This is a genomic window from Microbacterium sp. SS28 (genome assembly GCF_022761035.1).
Taxonomy (GTDB): domain Bacteria; phylum Actinomycetota; class Actinomycetes; order Actinomycetales; family Microbacteriaceae; genus Microbacterium.
Genome location: NZ_JAKWJP010000004.1, coordinates 386744 through 408222, shown reverse-complemented (window position 1 = coordinate 408222; position 21479 = coordinate 386744). Strand labels below are relative to the sequence as shown.

Sequence of the window (21479 nt, the reverse complement as noted above, 5' to 3'; positions counted from 1 at the left end):
AACGAACAGGACGGCGGCATGGCACGACGTCGACGCACCGTTGCGCGGCACGCGCGGCTGCGCTCCCCGCATCCTGCCGCGCAGTTCGGCAAGATCCTCGTCGTCGCGCTCGCCGTCGTCATCGCGAGCGCCGGCAGCATCGCCGCGTACGCGACCTACGACCTCACGTCGAGCTTCACCGATGTCATCGTGGACGTCCCCGAGCAGGGCGCCGTTCCACCCGACATCGGCGCGATCGAGGGCGGCGTCAACGTGCTCGTGACGGGTATCGACGAGTGCGAGAAGGAGTTCGCCTACCTGTTCGGCGCACGCTGCACGGGCGCCGACCGCACAAGCCGCCTCAACGACGTCAACCTCCTCGTGCACATCTCATCGAACCCGCGGCGCGTGACGGTCGTCTCGTTCCCGCGCGATCTCATCGTGACGCTCCCGCCCTGCACGCGCGCCGACGGGAGCACCTTCGGCGGCGGCAGCGACCAGATCAACACGGCGTATCAGTACGGCGGGCTCGGATGCGTCGTCAACACCGTCTCGGCGCTCAGCGGCCAGAACATCCCGTTCGGCGCCGTCGTCACGTTCGGCGGGGTCATCAAGATCACCGACGCGATCGGCGGCGTCGACGTGTGCCTCGCCCGCGGCATCCGGGATCGCAACACGGGACTCGACCTCCCGGCGGGCACCCACACGATCTCGGGCGTGACGGCGCTGCAGTTCCTGCGGACGCGGTACGGCGTCGGCGACGGCAGCGACCTCGGCCGCGTCTCGAACCAGCAGCAGTACATGTCGAGGCTCGCGCGCAAGCTCGTGAGCGAAGAGGTGCTCTCGGACCCCGCCCGCCTCTTCAAGCTCGCCTCCGTCGCGCTGGACAACGTGACGCCGACCCGGCCGCTCGCGAATCCGTTCACGGTCGTGCAGATCGCGCTCGCCGTCAAGGACGTGCCGTTCGATGAGATCGTCTTCGTCCAGTACCCGACGCTGCCGGCGCCGGGAGACCCGAACCGCGTCGTCCCGGACACCACCGCCGCCGCCGCGCTGTGGGACGCGCTCGCGTCGAACAGGCCTCTCGTCCTGACGGGCGGGGTCGGAGCGAACGGCGGCGTCGTCGAGGTCACGCCGACCGCCCCGCCCACCGAACCCACGCCGGGTGCGACACCCGGCGCGACCGACGTTCCCGTCGACGCCGTCGAGCTGCCTTCGAGCATCACGGGGTCGACGGCGGCGCAGGAGACCTGCAGCGCAGGCAACGTCCGCTGACGGATGCCGCCGCTGCGGCCGACGTCGCGACCGCGGCGACCGCACGGGGAAGGGCCCGCCGCCGAAGCGACGGGCCCTTCCTGTGTCGTTCGTCAGTCCGCAGCCAGAGCGTGGTCGTGGTCGTGGCTCAGGCCACCACCGCCCGCCGCCGCGGCGACCGGAATCGCCGGGCCTGCGGGCTCGGCGAGGTTGAGACCGCCCGGGATCGACTTGCCCACGACCCCGTTCACGAGCTCCGTCGAATAGGAGTACGCGAGGACGGCGAGGGCGATGGCGTCGGAGTTGACATCCAGCGCGTGCATGTCGATGTTGTCGATCGTGTCGCACGCCTGGTGATAGCAGTGATCGAGCCATTCGCCGGCCGTGCCGCCCCAGATCGCGGCCTCCGCCGCGGTCTTGGGCACTTCCGCGCCGGTGAAGAGTCCGCCGGAGGCGATCCCCGCCAGGACGAAGGCCTGGTAGTCGCTGCGCGCGGTGAACTGCGCGTCGTCATAGGGCACCCCCGCCGTCGTGAAGTAGCGCTCGAACAGGTCCTCGATCTCGACCGATCCCGGCGGGATCGCGACGGGAGCCGGGAAGCCCGACTGGTCGCTGTCGTAGATCATGAAGACGTAGTTCGGGGACGCGATCATGTCGAAGTTGAGGTACAGCGCGATGCGGTCCTTCTCCGCCTGCGACAGCTCGTCGACATAGGCGGCCGAGCCGAGCAGGCCCGCCTCCTCGGCGCCCCACCACGCGAGGCGGATGGTGTTCTCGGGCTTGAGCTTCGAAAGGTTCTGCGCGAGCTCCAGCAGAGCGGCCGAGCCGCTGCCGTTGTCGTTGATTCCGGGTCCTGCCGCGACCGAGTCGAGGTGCGCTCCGGCCATCACGACGTTCTGGGTGTTGCGGCCCGGGAGCTCGGCGATCACGTTCTTCTGCGGTCGCTGCTCGGGAGCCGGCACGAACACGCGTGCGGTCGAACCCGCCTGCGAGAGGGCGACGCCGTTCGCATAGGATCCGCCCACGACCGGGATGTCGACGACACTCGGCCCGCCCAGGGTTCCGACGATCAGGTCGAGACGATCGGGCGTCCCCTGGTTGAAAATGACGACGGCCTCAGCACCGGCGGCTTCGGCGTTCAGTGCCTTGAAGGAGAAGTTGCAGAAGCCGCGCTGGATGAGCGCGATGTCGTTCTCCCCGGAGAAGTCCAGCCCCGCGAAGTCGCCCGGCTCGCAGCCGCTGGTCGTCGCGGCGGGGGTCGCCAGCTGCAGATCGACGGGGATGACGTTGCCCACGACTTCGCCGTAGCCGGTGCCCGTGAACGCGCCGGTCGCGTAGTCCGCCGTGACGGGCGCCGTCTGCTCGAGCTCGGCGGGACCGACGTAGGTGAACGGGAACTCGTCGATCGTCACGTTCCAGCCGGCCGCCTCGAGGACGCCCGTGACGTAGTCGACGCTCGCCTCATAGCCGGACAGGCCCGCGACGCGGGTGCCTCCGTTGGCATCGGCGATCGCCTGGAGCGCTTCGAGGTGCTCGTTCACTCCGGCCGCCGTCACGCATTCCGTGAGCTTCGCGATCGTGTTGTTGTTGCGTGTGTCGCACGCCTTGGCCGCGGGGGCGGCCATCGCCGCGCCGGCGGGCACCGCGACGAGCGCGAGCGCCGTCGCGGTCGCCGCTGTGACGGCGATCATTCTTCGGGAACGTCGGGCAGGGAGATGCATCGTAGAGCTCCTTCGCTACCACGTGTCTTCGTCGACACGTGCGATGAGTGCTGACGGGGTTCGGCCAGCACCCCCGACGTTATCCGCGCGTCGCCAAGGAAGCCACCCCTTGTCGCGGAAGGGCTGCCCAGATAAAGACGGATGCCGCGATCCTCACCCCCAGGGAGGACCGCGGCATCCAGAACCACGCTGATCCGGCGCGCGTCAGCGCTTGCCGGCGAGCTGGCGCCCCACGATCTCGCGCATGATCTCGTTCGTGCCACCGTAGATGCGGTGCACGCGGGCATCGAGGAAGGCGCGCGCGATCGGGTACTCCGTGATGTAGCCGTATCCGCCGTGCAGCTGCACGCACACGTCGAGCACATCCCACTCGCGCTCGGTCGCCCAGAACTTGACCTTCGCGGCCTCCTCGGCCGACAGCTTGCCGTCCTTGTAGGCCAGCAGCGCGCGGTCGATGTACGCCCAGAGCGCGTCGACGGTCGTCGCGACATCCGCGAGCTTGAAGCGCGTGTTCTGGAAGTCGATGATCCTCTCGCCGAAGGCCTCGCGGTCTTTCGTGTAGGCGAGCGTCCAGTCCAGGCCCGCCTGCGCGGCGGCGGCGCCCGCGACGCCGATCGAGAGGCGCTCGAGGGGGAGGTTCATCATGAGCTGCACGAAGCCCATGCCCTCCTTGCCGCTGATGAGGTTCTCCTCGGGCACGAAGACGTCGCTGAACGAGAGCTCGGCGGTGTCGTGGCCGTGGAAGCCCATCTTGTGGAGCTTCTTGCCGTGGTCGAAGCCCTCCATGCCGTTCTCGATGAGCAGCAGGCTGAAGGCGTCGGGGCGGTTGCCCTCGCCGGTCTTGACGAACGTGACGATGAGGTCGGCGGTCTTGCCGCTCGAGATGAACGTCTTGGCGCCGTTGACGAGGTAGCCGCCGTCGACCTTCTTCGCCGTCGTCTTGATGCCGCGCAGGTCGGAACCCGCGCCGGGCTCGGTCATCGCGAGGGCGCCGATGATCTCGCCGGTCGCCATGCCGGGCAGCCACTTCTCCTTCTGCTCCTGCGTGCCCATGTGCACGAGGTAGGGGACGGCGAGGTCGTCCTGGATGCCGAACGCCCCGGCGAGCGAGCCTGCGCCCGCGCCGATGATCTCCTCGTTGACGACCGCGCGGAACCGGAAGTCCTGCAGCATCCCGGCGCCGCCGAACTCCTCGGGCACCGAAAGGCCGATGATGCCGGACTGGCCGGCCGCGAGCATCGTCTCGCGGTCGATCTCGCCGGCGGCGTTCCACCGCTCGATCGCCTCGTTCGTGACGTACCGCTTGATGTACTCCTTGACGACGTCGCGGAAAGCTTCGTGATCCTCGTCGTAGATGTCGCGCTCCATGAGAGCGTGCCCCTTTCGTCGCAGTGCGTGGGCGAGGGCCGGGGCCCGTCATCGGGCCTTCCCGCGGCCGCATCGCCGAGGCCGATCCTATGACACGACGGACTGCCCGCGGGCGACGATGTGACATCGCATGTCAGGTGGGGTGGTACTCAGTACCGCGATTGTGGGATGCCTCCACTCGCCGCTCGCCGAGGCCGGAGCGGACACGGGGAGGCCTTCGGTCCGGCGCGTCAGCCGACGTAGGCGGGCGCGGCGGGCAGGCCGAAGAACTCCTCGAGACTCTCCCACCCGCCCTCGTGATATGCGGCGGCGAGCTCTCGGCCGATGTAGCGCAGATGCCACGGCTCGGGCGAGTAGCCCGTCACGTCGGTCCTGCCCTCGACGTAGCGGACGATCCACCCGTGTTCCCACGAGTGCGCCGCGACCCACTCCTGCTGAGGCGTTCCGCCGAATCCGCCCATGTCGATGCAGCCGGGCGAGCACGCCGTCACGTCGGCGGCGAGTCCCGTCTGGTGCTCGCTGTAGCCGGGGCGCGCGCTGACGAGATCCGCCTCGGCGCGTCCTCGCGCCGAGACCTGCCGCTGATACGTCGAGCGCTGCGTACCGTACGAGCGGAACCCGCTTTCGAGCGCGATCTGGCCGGCACCCGCGGATGCCGCAGCCTCAGCCATCTCCGCGAGTGCGGCGGCGGCATCCGTCCGCAGAGCGCCTCCCGAAATGTCGCGCATGCCCGAGGGATCGCCGAGCTGTGCCGGCCGGTAGTCCGCGGGCTCGAAGGGTCGCGTCTTGTTGACGACCGCCCACACACGCGCGGGGTCGCCGAGCGACACGCACGCGGCCTGCCCCGACGCGACAGCTGCCCGAAACGACTCGGCGCCGCCCGCCGCAGCGATCGTGGCCGCATCGTCTCCTGCTGCGAGCGCCGCGACGAACGCGGCGTCCGCGCAGACGTCGACGATCGCGGCCACCGCCGCGAGCGTCGGCACGGGCAGCGCCGTCACAGCCTGCGGGAGCGGGACGGGCGTCGTGCGCGGGGCCGCATCGGCGATCATCCCCGCCGAGGCGGACACCCCGGGACCCAGGACGGCCGCCGTGATCGCCGCGGCTCCGCCGACGCCCAGGGCGACGGCCGCGATCCCCGCGAATGCGAACCGGATGCGGGCCGCGCGGCGCGCGCGGGCATGGCGCACGGGCGAGGAGGCCGTCGTGAGCAGGTGGTCCGCGCGGGCGTCGCGGCGCGTCGCGGGGGGCGTCACTCGGCCATTGTCTCGCCCCGCGCCCTGTTCTCGCGAAACGGGCGCGGATTCTCACTCGAATTTCATCGTCCATGCGTTCTAGACTCCTTGACTCACGCTCGTATTTCTGTTCGAATGAACGCTATGCGATGGCAGGGACAAGAGCTCGGTGTGCCGGATGCCGCGGCCCTCCCCGGTCTCGAGCACCTGAACGGCCTCGTGCGCTCCGTGACGACCCCCGAGTTCTCGGGAGTGACCTTCCACGAGGTCATGGCGAAGAGCGCCCTCAACCATGTGCCCGGTGCGTCGGCGATGCCGTTCGACTGGACGGTGAACCCCTATCGGGGCTGTTCGCATGCCTGCGTCTACTGCATGGCTCCTGAGACACTCGTGCTCTGCGCAGACGGCCGCCAACGACGCATGGACGGATTGGCTATCGGGCAGGAGATCATCGGCTCCGAAGCAGTCGGCGAGTATCGGCGCTACGTGCGCACGCGAGTGCTGGCGAAGTGGACCACGCACAAACGAGCCCACCGCATCACGCTCGCCGATGGCACCGTGCTGACGGCGAGCGGCGACCATCGCTTCCTGACCGATCGCGGGTGGAAGCACGTCACAGGGGCCATGAGCGGAGACGGCCGGCGCCCTTTCCTCACGACGAGCAATCGACTGCAGGGCTTCGGCCTCGGCGGACGCCCAGCCCTCGGTGTCAGCGGTTCCGGCGAGTATCGCCGCGGATATCTCTCGGGGATGATCCGCGGCGACGGGATGCTGTTCCACCGTACCTACGACGACGGAGCTCGCAGCCGGACGCTCCACCGCTTCCGGCTCGCGCTGGCTGACTCCGAAGCGCTCGACCGCACTCGTCGAATGCTTCTCGACGAGGGCGTTGCCACCCACACGCGCCCGTTCACGACCGCCACCGACACACGGCGCGCGATGACGGCGATCCACTCGGCGCGCCGCACAGACGTCGAGACGATAGAACGCCTCATCGGCGTTCCCTCGCTGCGCACCCGAACGTGGCAGGCGGGCTTCCTGGCGGGCGTCTTCGACGCGGAGGGCTCGCACTCGCGCGGGATTCTTCGGATCAGCAACAAGGATCCGGAGGTGCTGCAGCTCATCGCCGACGCCCTCACGGTCCACGACCTTCCGTACGTCATCGAACCTCCCCGCCCGAACGGCGTCCGCGCTGTGCGCGTGACCGGCGGCCTCCCCGAGCGTCAGCGCTTCTTCCGCATCACCGAGCCGGCGATCACTCGCAAGCTCGCAATCGAGGGAATGGCCGTGAAGACCGTCGCCGATCTGCGCATCGTGTCGATCGAGGATCTCGGCGTCGAGAGCGACATGGTCGACATCACGACCGGCACGGGCGACTTCATCGCCAACGGCGTGATCAGCCACAATTGCTTCGCCCGCGGCACCCACGAGTACCTCGAGTTCGACACCGGGCATGACTTCGACTCGCAGATCGTCGTGAAGATCAACGTCGCCGAGGTGCTCCGCAAAGAGCTCGCGCGCGGGTCGTGGACGCGCGAGCCGGTCGCGCTCGGCACCAACACCGACCCGTACCAGCGCGCCGAGGGGCGCTACCGGCTCATGCCGGGCATCGTGTCGGCGCTCGCGGATTCGGGCACGCCGTTCTCGATCCTGACGAAGGGCACGCTGCTGCGGCGGGATCTTCCGCTGCTGCAGGAGGCAGCGGCATCCGTCCCCGTCACGATCGCGACGTCGATCGCCGTCTTCGACGACACGCTCCAGAAGCTCGTCGAGCCGGGCACACCGTCGACGGCCGCGCGGCTCGAGACGGTCCGGGCGGCGACCGAGGCGGGATTCCGCGTGACGGTCTTCCTCATGCCGATCCTCCCCCACCTGACCGATTCGATCGCGGCGCTCGATGATGCGCTGCGGCGCATCAGAGAGGCGGGCGCGGCCCGCGTCGTCTACGGCGCGCTCCACTTGAGACCGGGCGTGAAGCCGTGGTTCATGCAGTGGCTCGGGCGGGAGCATCCCGAGCTCGTGTCGTCGTATCTGGGCCTCTATCCCGGTGTCTCGTCGTACGCACCGAAGGGATACCGCACGTGGCTCGCAAAGCGCGTGCGGCCCCTCCTGCGGGTGCACGGCCTCGGCGGTCAGGCCGAGGACGACTCGCCGCCGCGCGGCGCCGTCCCGGGCCTCGCGGCGCGCAGCCAGATCGTCACGACGTCGCGCGGCCGGGCCGCGGCGGGGCAGGCGGCGCCCGCGATGCTCTTCTGACCTGCCCTGTCGGCACCCGCGTCCCCTGGCTACGATGGGCGCGGCGCCGGACTGCCCTGCTGCTTCCTCGACCTGAGACCTGTTCCGGCCACAGGAGCGACGATGGCGCGGTTCCTCCTCACGGCGATGCCCTTCACGGGACACCTGTCGCCGACGCTCCCCGTGGCGCGGGCGCTCCTCGCCCGCGGTCACGACGTGCGGTTCTACACGGGCTCCGCCTTCCGCGATCGGGTCGAGGCGTCGGGGGCGGTCTTCGTGCCGTGGCAGGCCGCACCGGACTTCGACGAGAACGACCTCACGCCGACGTTCCCCAGGCTCGTCGGCGAGAAGGGCCTGCGCCAGCTGCTCATCAATGTCGCCGACCTGTTCATCGGCACCGCACCCGCGCAGGTCGCGGACCTCGAGGCGGAGTGGAACCGCGAGCCCTGGGACGTCATGGTGGCTGACGAAGTGTCGATCGGCGGGGTGCTGGCGGCCGAGAAGCTGTCGTTCCCGTGGGTCACGCTCGCCGTGCTGCCGCTCAACATCCCGGGCAAGCACGGCCCGCCGAGCGGCATGGGCCTCGCGCCGGGGCGCAACCCGTTCACGAAGACGCGGGATGCCGCGCTGCGAGCGGCCGTGCCACTGTTCTCGCGGCCGCTGCGCGAGCCGCTCGCTCAGGCGCGCGCGGCCGCGGGGCTGCCGCCGTCGAAGCTCACGATGGACAAGCTCGTCTTCTCACGCGACCTCGTCGTCGCGAGCGGCTCACCCCTGCTCGACTACGGACGCACCGACCGCCCCGCGTGGCTCGAGTTCGTCGGCGAGCTCCGCTCACCGGCGCCCGCGTCCGCCGTGCTGCCGCCGTGGTGGGGCGATCTCGACGGACGGTCCGTCGTGCACGTCACGCAGGGGACCCAGAACATCGACCCCGACGACCTCATCCGCCCCGCACTCGAGGCGCTCGGCGGCCTCGACGTGCTCGTCGTCGTCGCGACGGGCGTTCCCGGACGCGACGACCTGCCGTTCCCCGTGCCCGCGAATGCGCGGGTCGGCGGCTTCCTGCCGTACGCCGAGCTGCTGCCGCGCGTCGATGCCGTCGTGACGAACGGCGGCTGGGGCGGGACGCTCGCGGCGCTGGGCCACGGCATCCCGCTCGTCATCGCGGGCGGCGACCTCGACAAGCCCGAGATCGCCGCGCGCGTCGCGTGGGCCGGTGCGGGGGTCAACCTCAAGACCGGCACGCCGACTGCCGCTCACGTGCGGGCCGGGGTCGACCGCGTCCGCGACGATCCATCGTTCCGGGATGCCGCGCAGCGCGTCGGCGCAGAGCTCCGCTCTCTCGGTGGTCCCGAGCGCGCGGCCGACCTCATCGAGGCGCTGGCCGCGCGCGGCTGACGGCCCGGGCCCGCAGCATCCGTCGTCGGAAACCGGCCGTCACAGGAGCCGACCGCCGCCGACGTGCCCCCCGATACGGCGAATCGGCCCCGAGTCGCCAGAAGATCTGGCAGCTCGAGGCCGAGTCGGAAGAGACGGGTCAGGCGACGGGGTCGACTTGACGGCCCGCGATCTCCTCGATGAGGTCGTCGCCGAGGCGGACGTCGTCGAACGGCGCCTCGATCTCGGCACGCTCGAGCATCTCGGTCAGTTTGCGACGGCGCTGGCGCGTGATGAGCGTCACGACGGTGCCGGAGCGACCCGCGCGGCCTGTGCGGCCCGAACGGTGCAGGTACGTCTTGTACTCGTCCGGCGGGTCGGCCTGGATCACGAGATCGATGTCGTCGACGTGGATGCCGCGAGCCGCGACATCCGTCGCGACGAGCACGTTGACCCGACCCGACGTCAGGCGCTCGAGGTTGCGCGTGCGCTTGGCCTGGTTGAGGTCGCCGTGCAGCGCGACCGCGTTGATGCCTGCGTCGTCGAACTGCTCGGCGAGCATCTCGGCGTAGGCGCGGGTGCGGGCGAAGACGAGCGTCTTGCCCTCGCGGTCGACGAGCGAACCGAGGATCTCGGCCTTGTCGCGGTGGTCGATGACGAGCACGCGGTGGTCGATCGTGCCCGAGTCCTGGTCTTCACCCGCGACCTCGTAGACGGCGGGATCGACGAGGAACTCGTCGACGAGACCCGCGACCTCGCGGTCGAGGGTCGCCGAGAAGAGGAGCTTCTGCGAGCCGTCGGCGGTGTGACGCAGGATGCGCTGCACGGGCTCGAAGAAGCCGAGCTCGCACATGTGGTCGGCCTCGTCGAGCACGGCGATCCGCACGTCGGAGAGGTCGAGCTTGCCCTGCTCGATGAGGTCCTCGATGCGCCCCGGGGTGCCGATGATGATGTCGACGCCCTTCTTGAGCGCGCCGACCTGGCGAGCCTGGGGCACGCCGCCGTAGATCTGCGTCGTGAACAGGCCCACCGAGCGGGCGATCGGCTGGATCGTCCGGTCGATCTGCAGCGCGAGCTCGCGCGTCGGGGCGAGGATCAGGGCCTTGGGCTTGCGGCCGAATTCGCGACGCTTGCCGGCCTGCGACTGAAGCACGCTCTCGACGAGCGGTGCGCCGAAGGCGATCGTCTTGCCGGAGCCGGTGCGACCACGGGCGAGCACGTCCTTGCCCTCGAGGATCGAGGGGATCGTCGCCGCCTGGATGGCGAAGGGGCTCGCCGCGCCGAGCTCGGCGAGCGCGGCGACGATGTTCTGGCCGAGGCCCAGATCGCCGAAGCCGGTGCCGGCGACGTTCTCGGCCTGAATGGCCTCGGCCTGCAGGCGCTCGTGGACGACGTCGACGTGCTGCTCGTGCGCCTTGTCGCGGACGGGCTTCGCGTTCCAGTCGGAGCGACCGGCGCCGTCGTTGCGGCGGGGACGGTCGTCGTACGAGCGAGCCGGACGGTCGTCGTACGAGCGGCGCGGACGGTCGTCGTTCGCGCGGGGCGGACGGCTGTCGTACGAGCGGGGCGCGCGGTCATCGCGCGGGGGACGGCTGTCGTACGAGCGAGCCGGACGGTCGTCATTCGAGCGCGGCGGGCGATTGTCGTACGAACGGGGCGCGCGATCGTCACGGGGAGGACGGCTGTCGTACGAGCGAGCCGGACGGTCGTCGTTCGAGCGCGGCGGGCGATTGTCGTACGAGCGGGCCGGGCGGTCGCCGTACGAACGGGGCGCGCGGTCATCACGCGGAGGGCGGCTGTCGTACGAGCGAGCCGGACGGTCGTCGTTCGAACGCGGCGGGCGGTCGTCGTTGCGCGGACGGTCGTCCTGGCGGTACGACGGGCGACCGTCGCCGAACGAGCGACGGTTGTCGCGGTCGACGCGGTCGTTGTACGCGGGCCGGCCATCGGTGCGGGGACGGTCGTACTGACGCGGGCGGTCGTCGCCGCCGCGCTGGCGGTCGTCGCGCGGACGGTCGTACGACCGAGCCGGACGGTCGTCGTACGAGCGGGCGGGACGGTCGTCGCGACCGTAGCGGGGGCGGTCGCCGTGGCCCTTGGGCGAAGCGCCGTTGTGAGTGCGGATGCCCTGTGCCTCGTCGCGGCCCGCGCGCTCCTGCGCGGTCCAGCGACGCTTGCCCGGCGCCTCGGCGGCGTCGGGGCGGTAGCCGCGGTGGCTGGGGCTCTTGCTGCCGGGGCGCGAGTCGGCGGAGCGGGCGGAAGCACCGGCATCCGGACGACGCTTGCGGTCCTGGTAGCTCGTCTTCTCGCCGTAGCGCGGCTCGAAGTTCTTGGCGGGTCGACCGCCGGCGGGTTTCTTGTTCTTGGGCATGGTGGTGTCCTTCTGGGTTCTCTCGCACGAGAACAGCACTCCTCGACGCGCACGCGAGTGCGGCCGCCTCAAGCGGCGTGGAGTAACCCGGACTCTGTCGGCCGGGGGCCATTCACAGTGATGGTGGTCGGAGCGGATTCGCTCCCACCATCGGCCCCACAGAACTCACAAACCCACCCGCGCGATGGAAACAGCGCGGTGTTCAGAGCCGACCGGCCCACACTACCGGACTCACCTGTGAAGGTGCCTGTCCAGCCCGGACCGCGCCAGAATGGCGGGATGACCGACATCCAGCCGCCCACCGGCGCTCAGTTCGTCCTCCGCTCGGCCGATGGGCGGGTGACGGCCGAGATCGCACAGGTCGGCGCGGCCCTGCGCGCGCTCGCCGTGGACGGAGTCGACCTGGTGCCGCGCTATCCGCTCGAGTCGGCAGCGCCGGCAGGGTCGGGCGCGATCCTCGTGCCGTGGCCGGGACGCGTGCGCGACGGACGGTGGACGCAGCGCGGACTGACGCGCGAGCTCGCTCTGACGGACCGTCCGACGGGCAACGCATCGCACGGCCTGCTGCGGTTCGCCTCCTACACGGCGCAGGCACAGGATGCCGCGGCCGTGACGCTCTCGGCTCCCGTCGTCCCGCAGACGGGGTATCCGTTCCATCTCGCGACGAGCGTCACCTACGCCCTCGCCGGGCTCGGCCTCGAGGTCACGCACACGCTCACCAACGTCGGCCCGGAAGAGGCGCCCGTCGCGCTCGGCGCACACCCTTACTTCTGCATCGGCGACGTCGAGACCGCAGACCTCGTGCTCACCTCCTCCGGCGCCTCGCGGTTCGTCCTCGACGACCGCAAGCTCCCGGTCGGCGAGGAGCCCGTGGATGCCGCGACCGACCTCCGCGCAGGGCGCTGGATCGGCGACGTCGACCTCGACACGGGGTACAGCTCGCTCGTGCGCGACGAGGACGGGCGCATCCGCACGACACTCGCGACGCCTGACGGCCGGACGCTCGAGATCTGGCAGGGCGAGGGGTTCGAGTACGTGCAGATCTTCACGACCGACCGCTATCCGGGTCAGGACGTCGCCGTCGCGATCGAGCCGATGACGTCGCCCGCCGATGCCCTCAACTCGGGTCAGGGACTGCGCTGGCTCGCCCCCGGAGAGACGTGGGAGCTGCACTGGGGCGTCGCCTACCGTCTGGCCTGAACGGCGCCCGCCCGGCCGGCGGATGTCGCTTCGGCAACCATCCGCCCTGGATGAGCCCGGCTCCCCGCGGCGGACTTACACTTCCGCTATGCCCGATGCATCCGCCCCCGCCTCCGTCACGAACCCGGCGCCCGCGACCCGCGCGCCGAGCCTCCGCGTCGTCAACGAGGGGCTGAGTGCGGGCGGCACGGCGGGCATCCTCGGCGCCATCCTGGGACTGATCGTCGCGTTCGTGCGCCCCGACCTGCCACTGTCGGGCCCCGGCTCGTTCGGCGAGATCTCGGCGCTCGCGGCCGGCGCCGTGGCGATCGCGTCGACGAGCGTCGGGTACTGGCGGTCGCGCAACTCCCCCGGTCAGGAATGGCGCCTCGAGCTCGCCTCGTGGAAGTTCACGGTCAACGCGATCTCGGTCGTCATCGTGCACGCGAGCCTCGCGATCCTCGCGACGATCGCAGGCTACTTCGTCCTCGGGCAGGGCTTCATCGGGCTCACGATGAACGCGTTCTGGTCGGCCGTCCTGATGGCGATCAACCTCGGCCTCGCGGCGCACTTCACCTACCTCTCGGCATCGCGCATGACGACGCAGCGCATGTCGTCGCTGCTCATGGCGTTCATCCTCATCGGCGCGCTCACCGCCATGGTCACGACCCCCGACCCGGCATGGTGGCAGCTGCACTTCAGCCACCTCGGCTCGTTCGAGGGCACCGTGTCGAGCTGGGTCTTCAACGGCACGCTCATCGCGGGCGGTCTGCTCGTGACGACGTTCGCGGTGTACGTCGCGCACGACATGCACGCGCTCGTCGACCGCGGGATCCTCGAGCGGGCGAACAGCCCGCGCATCGTGTCGACCGTGTTCGTCGCGATGGGCATCCTGCTCGCGGGCGTCGGGCTCGTCCCCGTCGACGTCAACCTGCTGATCCACAACCTCTCGGCGACGGGCATGGCGATCGTCTTCTTCGGCCTGCTCATCGCGGCGCCGCGCGTGCTGCGCGGGATGCCACGCACCTTCTTCGTCGTGACCTGGGGCTTCCTCGCGTCGCTCGTGCTCTCGGTCGTACTGTTCATCACGCAGTTCTTCGGTCTCACGGCGTTCGAGATCATCGTCTTCGCGCTCGTCTTCGCGTGGATCGCGGTCTTCATCCGGTTCCTCGGAATCGCCGCGCAGCAGCAGACGAGCGCCTGAGCCTCGCCGTTCGGCGGCTCCACGCGGCCGCTGTACGCGCCCTTCACCGCGCGCGCGACATCCCGCTCGAAAGCCTCACGACCGCACCGCCCGAGTCATCGCGCCGTATTAGTGATCGAGTACGGATAGACGCCGCGCGCTGAGCGGTTACGGTAGTCGGGACGGCGTGCCGTCACCTCAGGCGGGGGCGGGAGGCGCGAGGCGGTCCGCGGGGTCACCCGGTTGAGGGCTTTCGACTTGTGGATCGCCTTGAATCTTCGAGGTGCCGATGTCTGCGATCTCACCGAGCCGACGGCGAGTCCCCCGTGCGATCATGCTGGGATCCGTCGATCCCGGCATCCTTCGCACCACCCGCGTGGCCTGGGACGGGCTCTCCGCTCTCGGCGAGCGGGCCGCGCGCCTCGACGCCCGCCAGCTCGCCGTGACGTCGGTCACGCTGCTCGTGCTGTGCACCGGAATCGCGGCCGCGACGACGACCGACTACGGCTGGTGGCGACTGCACTTCAGCGAGCTCGGCACGCACCGGGACTTCTCGGGGACCGCCTTCAACATCGGCTCGATGTCGGCGGGCGTGATGTTCATCCTGTTCGCCGCGCGTGTGCGGCGCGAGATGCGCGACATCCGGCTGCGCCTCGCCACCGTCGTGCACGGCCGTCAGCACGTGTCGCGGCTGCTCGTCGCCCTGATCGCGTCGTTCGGCACTCACCTCGGGCTCGTCGGACTCGTGCCCCTCGACATCAACACGGCGCTGCACGAGCGCGTCGCGTCGGGCATGATGCTGTCGTTCCTCGGCATCCTTGTCGTCGTCCTCGCGAACCCCTGGACGCCCCGCCGTCTGCGCGTGGTCTCGGCGGGGGTCGCGGTGCTCCTCCTGCCGTCCATCGCACTTCTCGTGATCGGCGTGATCACCCTCGCGACGCTCGAGGTCATCGGCTTCGGCCTGATCTTCGTGTGGCTCCTGGCCTTCGGCACCGCCCTGCGCCGCGCGGCGAACGATCAGGCGCGACGGGATGCCGCGTCCCGCGTCGTGTCGACGAGCCACGTCGCCGCACGCCGCGTCGCTACCCGCCGCTTCTTGCGGGCGGCGAGAGGCGCCGGACGCGTCCGGCGCCTCTCGGTCACTCCTGCGGGTCGCGCCGTGTCCGGCGGGTCTGCTTCACGGGTGCTGCGGGCGTCAGGCCCGACGTCACGGGTGCGGCCGGCGTCAGACCAGACGAGGCGAGCGCCGGCACCGCGGCTCCGGGCAGCGACGGCTCATCGTCGTCCGACCGCGGGGACGCGGCATCCCCTCCCCCGGACCGGCGCGCCTCGCGACGCTCGCGCGCGCCTTCGACGAGGTTGTACAGCGTCGGCAGCACGAGCAGTGTCAGCACCGTCGAGGAGATGAGACCGCCGATCACGACGATCGCGAGCGGCTGCGAGATGAATCCGCCGTGACCCGTGATGCCCATCGCCATGGGCGTGAGCGCGAAGATCGTCGCGAGCGCCGTCATGAGGATGGGGCGGAGGCGGCGTGAACCGCCCGCGATCGTCGCTTCCTGGGCCGACAGGCCCTTCTCGCGGTACTGGTTGACGAGGTCGACGAGGACGATCGCGTTGGTCACGACGATGCCGATGAGCATGAGCACGCCGATGAGCGACGCGACGCCGAGCGGCACGCCCGTGATGATCTGCAGCAGGATCGCGCCCGTCGCGGCGAACGGCACCGAGACGAGGAGCAGGAGCGGCTGGCGCAGCGACTTGAACGTCGCGACCATCACGATGTAGACGATCAGGATCGCCGCGAGCAGCGCGAGTCCGAGCTGCGAGAAGGCGTCCTGCTGCTGCGTCACGACGCCGCCGAGCGTGGCGTCGGCACCCGTCGGCAGGTCGACGTCGGCGAGCGCCTGCGTGACCGAGGCCGTCGCCGTGTTGAGGTCGTCGGTCGACGGGGTCACGGTGACCGTCGACGTGCGCTGCCCGCGCTGCGTCGTGATCGAGGTCGGGCCCTGCGACTCCTCGACGGTCGCGACCTGCTCGAGCGGGATGGGCCCGGCGGCGCTCGGGATCGTCAGCTGCTGCAGCTGCTCGATCGTCGTCGGCGGCTCGGAGGCTGCGAGGTAGACGGTGAGCGACGTGTCGTCGATCTCGACGGCGCCGATCGAGCGCGGCTGCATCGTGTTCGACACGAGCGCGCCGACCGCCACCTCCGACAGCCCGAGCTGAGCGGCCGCATCGCGGTCGACCGTCACGGCGACGTACGGGAGCGAGGCCGAGAGGTTGCTCGTGACCTGGCCCGCGCCCTCGGCGTCCTCCATCGCGGCGACGACGGCGTCGGTCGCCTCATCGAGCGTGGACTGGTCGGGAGCCGTGACGTCGACCTCGATGTCGTTCGAGCCGAAGCCGCCCCCGCCGGACGCGACGGTCACGGTGCCGACGTCCTCGAGGTCGGCGACCGCCGTCTGGACGTCTTCGCGGATCTGCACCTGATCGGCGTCGGCGTCGGTCGTGACCGAGTACGTGATGCCTCCGCCGCCGCCCGTGAAGGCGTCGCGCAGGGCGGATCCGCTCGAGCCGATCGAGGTCTGCACCGTCTCGACGCCGTCGACCGAGAGCAGCGCCTCCTCGACCTTCTGTGCCGCTTCGTCCTCGGCCTCGAGGCTCGCGGCGGGGCCGACCTCCTGCGTCACGGTGAAGGTGTTCTGCCCCGAGTCGCCGAGGAAGTTCGTCTTCATGAGCGGGGCCGCGGCGATCGTGCCGACGAGCACGAGCACCGCGAGGCCGAGCGTCACCCACGAGTGGTGCAGCGTCCAGCGGAGGATCGGCAGGTAGCCCTTCTGCAGACGCGTGGGCGGGGCATCCGGAGCCTCGGGATCGACCTCGCGGCCGGTCGCATCGAGGATCGGCTTGCCGGGCTTGAGGAACCAGTACGCGAGCACCGGCACGATCGTGAGCGCGACGAGCAGCGAGGCGGCCATCGCGATCGTGATCGTGAGGGCGAACGGCCGGAACAGCTCGCCCGTGACGTCGCCGACGAACGCGATCGGCAGGAACACCGCGACCGTCGTGATCGTCGAGGCGGTGATGGCCGTCGCGACCTCGCGCACGGCGCGCAGGATCGAGGGCAGCTTCTCGGCATCGCCGACGTAGTGGCGCTTGATGTTCTCGATCACGACGATGGCGTCGTCGACGACGCGGCCGATCGCGATCGTGAGGGCGCCGAGCGTCAGGATGTTGAGCGAGTAGCCGAACGCCTGGATGCCGATGAAGGTCAGCAGCACGCTCGTGGGGATCGAGATCGCCGTCACGAGCGTCGCGCGCACCGACATGAGGAAGATCAGGATGACGATGACGGCGAACAGCAGGCCCAGCAGACCCTCCTGCGCGAGCGAGTCGATCGACTGCTGGATGTAGGGGGCCTGGTCGAACACGACGGTGATCTCGACGTCTTCGCCGAGCGCGTCCTGCATCGCCGGGATCGCCGCGTTGACGGCCTTCGACACGTCGACCGTGTTGGCCGAGGGCAGCTTCGTGACGGCGACCGTGAGGGCCGGCTCGCCGTTGACGCGCGAGATCGAGGTGACGGGATCCTGCTCCTGCGCGACAGTCGCGACATCGGCGATCGTCGTGGGACCCGACTGCGCCTGCGCGGGCGTCGAGGGCACGAGCGGCAGTGCCGCGATCTCGTCGGCGGACGTGAGCTTCGCACCCGTCTGCACCGTGAGCGTCTGGTCGCCCTCGGTCACGGTGCCACCAGGGAAGAGCACGCCGTTCTGCTCGAGGGCGTCGCTGATCGCCTGCTGCGAGTACCCGGCCGCGGCGAGGGCCGCGGCATCCGGCGTGATCGTCACGCGCTCCCCGCGACCGCCGACGATCCCCGCGGCGCTGACGCCGTCGATGTCTTCGAGGTCCGGGATGACGGATGCCTCGAGCTGCGACTGGATCGTCGCCTCGTCGTCGTAGCCCGTGACGGCGAGCTGGATGACCGGCAGGTCGTCGAACGAGAACGAGACGACGTTCGGCTCGACGTTCGCGGGCAGCGTGCTCTTGATGCGGTTGATCGCCTGCGTGATCTTCTGCTCGGCGGTCGCGAGATCCGTGCCGTACGTGAAGGACGCCTGGACGATCGAGGCGTTGGTCGTGCTCGTCGCGGACGTGGACTCGAGCCCCGGGATGCCCTGGATCGCCCCTTCGATCGGCGACGAGACGTCGTTGCTGACGACCTCGGGCGAGGCCCCCGGGTAGGTCGTCACGATCGAGAGCTGCGGGAACTCGATCGAGGGGATGAGCTCCTGCTTGAGGCTCGTGAGCGCGAGCCCTCCGAACACCGCGGCGACGATCGTCACGAGCGCGATCAGCGCGCGGTTCTTGAGGCTCAGGACGGCGAGATTCGACACGGATGGCCCTTCGCGGGTGCAGGGAGGGTTGCCGGATGCTGCGGCTCCGCGCCGTCCGGACGACGAGTGGCGCGGCCGATACGTGAATGTATCGAAAGTCAGTATCGCACGGCGATCGTGCGCGTCAGGCCGGGAGCCAGCCCGCCACGAGACGCCCGAGACCCACGCCGAGCGCGGCTGCCGCGGCCGATGCGATGAGCGTCCCGAGGAGGTTCACCCACGCCCAGTCCCGGCGCCCACTGCGGCCGAGCAGGACGGTCTCGACCGACACCGTGCTGAAGGTCGTGTAGCCGCCGAGCAGCCCGATGCCGATGGCCGTCGCCCAGTCCCCCTCGATCGCCGCGCCCAGGCCCGTGAGGACTCCCAGCACGAGGGATCCCGTGACGTTGACGATGAGGATGCCGAGCGGGAACACCCCGCGGCGGCCCCGCATGACGAGGGCGTCGATCGTGTAGCGCAGGCCCGCGCCGAGGCCTCCCGCGCCTGCGACGACGAGGAGCAGCATCCATCCGGTCATTCGGCGGCCTCCGGGATCTCGACGCGGTCGGCCGGCACGCGCGCGGCGGCGTGGCCGACACGCAGGCCGACGGCCGCAGCGATGACGCCGCCGAAGATCGCCGCGACGGCGAGCATGATTCCCACGACGGGCGCGGATCCCCCGAGCTCGACGACCTGCACCGCGAACGCGCTGTAGGTCGTGAAGCCGCCGAGGATTCCGGTGCCGACGAAGGCGCGCAGCAGCGGGCGATGATCGTCGACCAAGCCGACGAGCATGCCGAGCAGGAACGAGCCGACGATGTTGATCGCGAGCGTCGCGGTCGGGACGGCGAGGGGGTTCTCGGCGTCCGCGAGCGGCAGAGCGAGCGCCGCACGCGCGGCGACCCCGATGGTCCCGCCGAGGACGACCGCGACGAGACCCGCCGGGGTGAACGCGCGACGGCGTGCCATGCGCTCACTGTAGGAGCTGGACGCCGCGGCCCGGCGGGAGCGCGCCGGGAGTGCGGGCTATCGGCGCAGGAGGCCGCGGATGGCGGACTCGCGCGACACCCCGAGCTCGAGGACGTGCCCCTTCGCGTACTCCCGGAACACGCGCGGATCGATGTAGCTCGACCGCGCGACCGCGGGCGTGTTGCCGAGCGCCTCGGCCGTCGCGCGCACGGCGAGCACCTCGGCGCGCTTGCGGTCCCGCTCCGTGTCGACCGTGCCGATCTGCGCGAGCGCCTCCGCCGCGAGGATCGTGCCGCGCAGCGTCCGGAAGTCCTTCGCCGTGAAGGTCGCGCCCGTCATGGCCCGCACGTGCGCGTTGACCTCTCCGGGGGTGAGCGCGACGCGCTTGCGACCCCGGCGATACGCGAGCAGGCGGGACTGCGGGCGCCCCGCCGTGAGGTCCGAGATGACGGCGGCGAGGTCTTCGTCGTCGAGCTGGATGAATGCGCGCTGGCCGCTCTTGGCGGGGAACGACAGTGTGATGACGGATGCCTCGACCGCGGCATCCCGTCTCTGCAGCGTCGTGAGCCCCCGACTGCCATGCCTCTCGAGGTAGCGGGCCGAGCCGATGCGCGGCGCGCCCTCGTCGAGCAGGCGGAACGAGGCGGCGAGAACCTTCTCGCGGTCGAGGTCCTCACGGCGGAGCGCCGTCGTGACGCGTCGGCGGGCCGACGGGAGCGCCTCGGCGAGGTCGAGCGCGCGGGCGAACTTGCCGCGGTCGCGGCGCTCGCGCCAGTGCGGGTGGTAGAGGTACTGGCGCCGCCCCGCGTCGTCGGTGCCCACCGCCTGGACGTGGCCGAACGGGTCGGAGGAGATCCACACGTCCTGCCACGCGGGCGGGATGACGAGCGCCTGGATGCGTTCGCGATCGTCGTCGCCGACCGCCGAGCCGTCGGGCGTCAGGTAGCGGAAGCCCGATCCCGCGCGGACGCGGCGCAGCCCGGGGTCCTCCCCCGGGCGCACCCTCGAAAGCCGCGGCACGCCTGCGAACCTAGTCCGCCGGGAGGCCCGGGCTGGGGGGATTGACAGCGCCCGCGGCGTCGGTATCCCAGCCGGATCTCCCGCGACTAGCACCGCGGATCGAGCGCCGTCAAGGGCCTCCCCGGTGCTCGGGGTCGGTGCGAGCGTTGTCGTATGCCGACCCAGGCATCCGCTTCCCGAAGCGGCCCACAGCGGAGAAGGAGAACCCTCTCATGAACCTCGCCCTCATCATCATCATCGTGATCGCGGTCATCCTCGCGATCTTCGGAGGACTGAATTCCGCCCTCAGCTGGCTGCTGTGGGTCGCGATCATCATCGGCGTCATCGCCCTGATCGTCTTCCTGTTCCGACTCATCAGCGGACGCAATCGCGTCTAGCCCCGAGACCAGGAGAGCGGATGCCTAGACCCAGGCATCCGCTCTCCTTTCTTCGAGCCGTCTAGAGGCTCTCCTCCGCGTAGACGCGCAGTGCGTCGCGCACGAATGCGGCTCCGGTCTCGCCGCCGTAGTTCTTCGCGAACCGCGGGTCGGCGACGTACATCTCGCCGAGCCCGATGACGTACGCCTTGACGTCGCCGCCGGGCACCTCGGCGGGTGTGCCGGGAATGCCGGTCAGCCACTCGACGTGACGTCGGGCGAGATCCTGCGCCTCGGCGCCGTCGGGCGCTGCGCCGGACTCCGCCGCGGCGATCCAGTCGGCGCCGAGGCGCTGCACGCGCTCCTTGAACGCGGCCTTCTCGCCGGCATCCATCCCGCGCCACCACGCGTCGGAGCGCGCGTACGCGTCCTTGCCCCAGCGGTCCTCGACCTCGTCCTTGTACTGCGTGTGGTCGAAGCCGTCGAACATGTCCTGTGCCATGAGTCGTTCACCTCCTCTCAATGCTCTGATGGTCGCCTCGACCGACCCGACCTGGCGGGCGAGCCGGTCCTGCTCCTGCCGCAGCCACGCGAGGTGGCTCTCGAGGGCGCTCGCCTCCGAGGTCTCGCGCGCGAGCACCTCGCCGATCTGCGGGAGGCCCAGGCCCAGATCGCGCAGCAGCAGGATCCGCTGCAGCCGCACGAGCGACGCCTGGTCGTAGTGCCGATAGCCGTTGTGCCCGACGCTCGACGGCGCGAGCAGCCCGATGTCGTCGTAGTGCCGCAGCGTGCGGCTCGTCGTGCCCGCGAGCTTCGCGACCTGCTGGATCGACCACTCCATGGCGACCTCCTCTCTTGT

15 protein-coding genes and 1 pseudogene are annotated in these 21479 nt (G+C 70.5%); 7 read left to right on the top strand and 9 right to left on the bottom strand.

Annotated features, from left to right (window positions below; translation table 11 throughout):
- Nucleotides 1–18 precede the first annotated feature (18 nt).
- Nucleotides 19–1254, top strand: a complete 1236-nt coding sequence (locus MJ607_RS13510; RefSeq protein ID WP_243076116.1) for an LCP family protein — start codon at nt 19–21, stop codon at nt 1252–1254.
- A gap of 92 nt (nt 1255–1346) precedes the next feature.
- Here MJ607_RS13510 and MJ607_RS13505 read toward each other — a convergent pair whose 3' ends face one another.
- The 3 genes from MJ607_RS13505 to MJ607_RS20230 form a co-directional block, all read right to left on the bottom strand.
- Complete coding sequence (locus MJ607_RS13505; RefSeq protein WP_243076115.1) at nt 1347–2924, bottom strand: M20/M25/M40 family metallo-hydrolase; 1578 nt, start codon at nt 2922–2924, stop codon at nt 1347–1349.
- A gap of 234 nt (nt 2925–3158) precedes the next feature.
- On the bottom strand, nt 3159–4322 hold the full coding sequence (locus MJ607_RS13500; RefSeq protein ID WP_243076114.1) for an acyl-CoA dehydrogenase family protein: 1164 nt from the start codon (nt 4320–4322) through the stop codon (nt 3159–3161).
- 230 nt (nt 4323–4552) lie between these two features.
- Nucleotides 4553–5578 (bottom strand): M15 family metallopeptidase, encoded by a 1026-nt coding sequence (locus tag MJ607_RS20230; RefSeq protein ID WP_243076113.1) that lies wholly within the window; start codon nt 5576–5578, stop codon nt 4553–4555.
- A 123-nt stretch (nt 5579–5701) separates the two neighbouring features.
- Between MJ607_RS20230 and MJ607_RS13490 the strand changes: the two genes are divergently transcribed.
- Nucleotides 5702–7813, top strand: coding sequence for an intein-containing Rv2578c family radical SAM protein (locus MJ607_RS13490; RefSeq protein WP_243076112.1), 2112 nt, complete (start codon nt 5702–5704; stop codon nt 7811–7813).
- 102 nt (nt 7814–7915) lie between these two features.
- Nucleotides 7916–9187 carry a glycosyltransferase gene (locus MJ607_RS13485; protein ID WP_243076111.1) on the top strand — a complete coding sequence of 424 codons (1272 nt, stop codon included), beginning with the start codon at nt 7916–7918 and terminating at the stop codon, nt 9185–9187.
- A gap of 139 nt (nt 9188–9326) precedes the next feature.
- Here the strand turns inward: MJ607_RS13485 and MJ607_RS13480 are convergent, their stop codons facing one another.
- Nucleotides 9327–11537 carry a DEAD/DEAH box helicase gene (locus MJ607_RS13480; protein WP_243076110.1) on the bottom strand — a complete coding sequence of 737 codons (2211 nt, stop codon included), beginning with the start codon at nt 11535–11537 and terminating at the stop codon, nt 9327–9329.
- Nucleotides 11538–11816: 279 nt separating this feature from the next.
- Here MJ607_RS13480 and MJ607_RS13475 point away from each other — a divergent pair, with 279 nt between their 5' ends.
- The 3 genes and pseudogenes from MJ607_RS13475 to MJ607_RS13465 all read left to right on the top strand — a co-directional run.
- Nucleotides 11817–12737 carry an aldose 1-epimerase family protein gene (locus MJ607_RS13475; protein ID WP_243076109.1) on the top strand — a complete coding sequence of 307 codons (921 nt, stop codon included), beginning with the start codon at nt 11817–11819 and terminating at the stop codon, nt 12735–12737.
- An 88-nt stretch (nt 12738–12825) separates the two neighbouring features.
- Complete coding sequence (locus MJ607_RS13470; RefSeq protein WP_243076108.1) at nt 12826–13920, top strand: DUF998 domain-containing protein; 1095 nt, start codon at nt 12826–12828, stop codon at nt 13918–13920.
- Between the two features lie 268 nt (nt 13921–14188).
- Nucleotides 14189–14881: pseudogene (locus MJ607_RS13465) on the top strand (DUF998 domain-containing protein); the annotation flags it as partial.
- A 157-nt stretch (nt 14882–15038) separates the two neighbouring features.
- On the opposite strand, the gene MJ607_RS13460 reads toward MJ607_RS13465, so the two are convergent.
- The 4 genes from MJ607_RS13460 to MJ607_RS13445 all read right to left on the bottom strand — a co-directional run bounded on the left by MJ607_RS13460 (nt 15039) and on the right by MJ607_RS13445 (nt 20264).
- Entirely contained in the window at nt 15039–18296 is a 3258-nt protein-coding gene (locus tag MJ607_RS13460; RefSeq protein WP_243076107.1) for an efflux RND transporter permease subunit, read from the bottom strand.
- Between the two features lie 124 nt (nt 18297–18420).
- Complete coding sequence (locus tag MJ607_RS13455; protein WP_243076106.1) at nt 18421–18813, bottom strand: CrcB family protein; 393 nt, start codon at nt 18811–18813, stop codon at nt 18421–18423.
- Nucleotides 18810–19244 (bottom strand): CrcB family protein, encoded by a 435-nt coding sequence (locus MJ607_RS13450; protein WP_243076105.1) that lies wholly within the window; start codon nt 19242–19244, stop codon nt 18810–18812. Before MJ607_RS13450 ends, MJ607_RS13455 begins: the two co-directional genes overlap by 4 nt.
- Nucleotides 19245–19301: 57 nt before the next feature.
- Nucleotides 19302–20264, bottom strand: coding sequence for a DNA topoisomerase IB (locus MJ607_RS13445; protein ID WP_243076104.1), 963 nt, complete (start codon nt 20262–20264; stop codon nt 19302–19304).
- 212 nt (nt 20265–20476) lie between these two features.
- Here MJ607_RS13445 and MJ607_RS13440 point away from each other — a divergent pair, with 212 nt between their 5' ends.
- Nucleotides 20477–20641: a hypothetical protein gene (locus MJ607_RS13440; RefSeq protein WP_243076103.1), complete on the top strand. Its 165-nt coding sequence runs from the start codon at nt 20477–20479 to the stop codon at nt 20639–20641.
- Nucleotides 20642–20702: 61 nt separating this feature from the next.
- Here MJ607_RS13440 and MJ607_RS13435 read toward each other — a convergent pair whose 3' ends face one another.
- On the bottom strand, nt 20703–21461 hold the full coding sequence (locus MJ607_RS13435) for a MerR family transcriptional regulator (RefSeq protein ID WP_243076102.1): 759 nt from the start codon (nt 21459–21461) through the stop codon (nt 20703–20705).
- Between the last annotated feature and the right edge of the window lie 18 nt (nt 21462–21479).

Excerpts from the sequence above, each read along its gene's own strand:
- MJ607_RS13510 (WP_243076116.1), top strand. The coding sequence starts at position 19 with ATGGCACGACGTCGACGCACCGTTGCGCGGCACGCGCGGCTGCGCTCC.
- MJ607_RS13505 (WP_243076115.1), bottom strand. The coding sequence starts at position 2,924 with ATGATCGCCGTCACAGCGGCGACCGCGACGGCGCTCGCGCTCGTCGCG.
- MJ607_RS13500 (WP_243076114.1), bottom strand. The coding sequence starts at position 4,322 with ATGGAGCGCGACATCTACGACGAGGATCACGAAGCTTTCCGCGACGTC.
- MJ607_RS13490 (WP_243076112.1), top strand. The coding sequence starts at position 5,702 with ATGCGATGGCAGGGACAAGAGCTCGGTGTGCCGGATGCCGCGGCCCTC.
- MJ607_RS13485 (WP_243076111.1), top strand. The coding sequence starts at position 7,916 with ATGGCGCGGTTCCTCCTCACGGCGATGCCCTTCACGGGACACCTGTCG.
- MJ607_RS13480 (WP_243076110.1), bottom strand. The coding sequence starts at position 11,537 with ATGCCCAAGAACAAGAAACCCGCCGGCGGTCGACCCGCCAAGAACTTC.
- MJ607_RS13475 (WP_243076109.1), top strand. The coding sequence starts at position 11,817 with ATGACCGACATCCAGCCGCCCACCGGCGCTCAGTTCGTCCTCCGCTCG.
- MJ607_RS13470 (WP_243076108.1), top strand. The coding sequence starts at position 12,826 with ATGCCCGATGCATCCGCCCCCGCCTCCGTCACGAACCCGGCGCCCGCG.
- MJ607_RS13455 (WP_243076106.1), bottom strand. The coding sequence starts at position 18,813 with ATGACCGGATGGATGCTGCTCCTCGTCGTCGCAGGCGCGGGAGGCCTC.
- MJ607_RS13450 (WP_243076105.1), bottom strand. The coding sequence starts at position 19,244 with ATGGCACGCCGTCGCGCGTTCACCCCGGCGGGTCTCGTCGCGGTCGTC.
- MJ607_RS13440 (WP_243076103.1), top strand. The coding sequence starts at position 20,477 with ATGAACCTCGCCCTCATCATCATCATCGTGATCGCGGTCATCCTCGCG.
- MJ607_RS13435 (WP_243076102.1), bottom strand. The coding sequence starts at position 21,461 with ATGGAGTGGTCGATCCAGCAGGTCGCGAAGCTCGCGGGCACGACGAGC.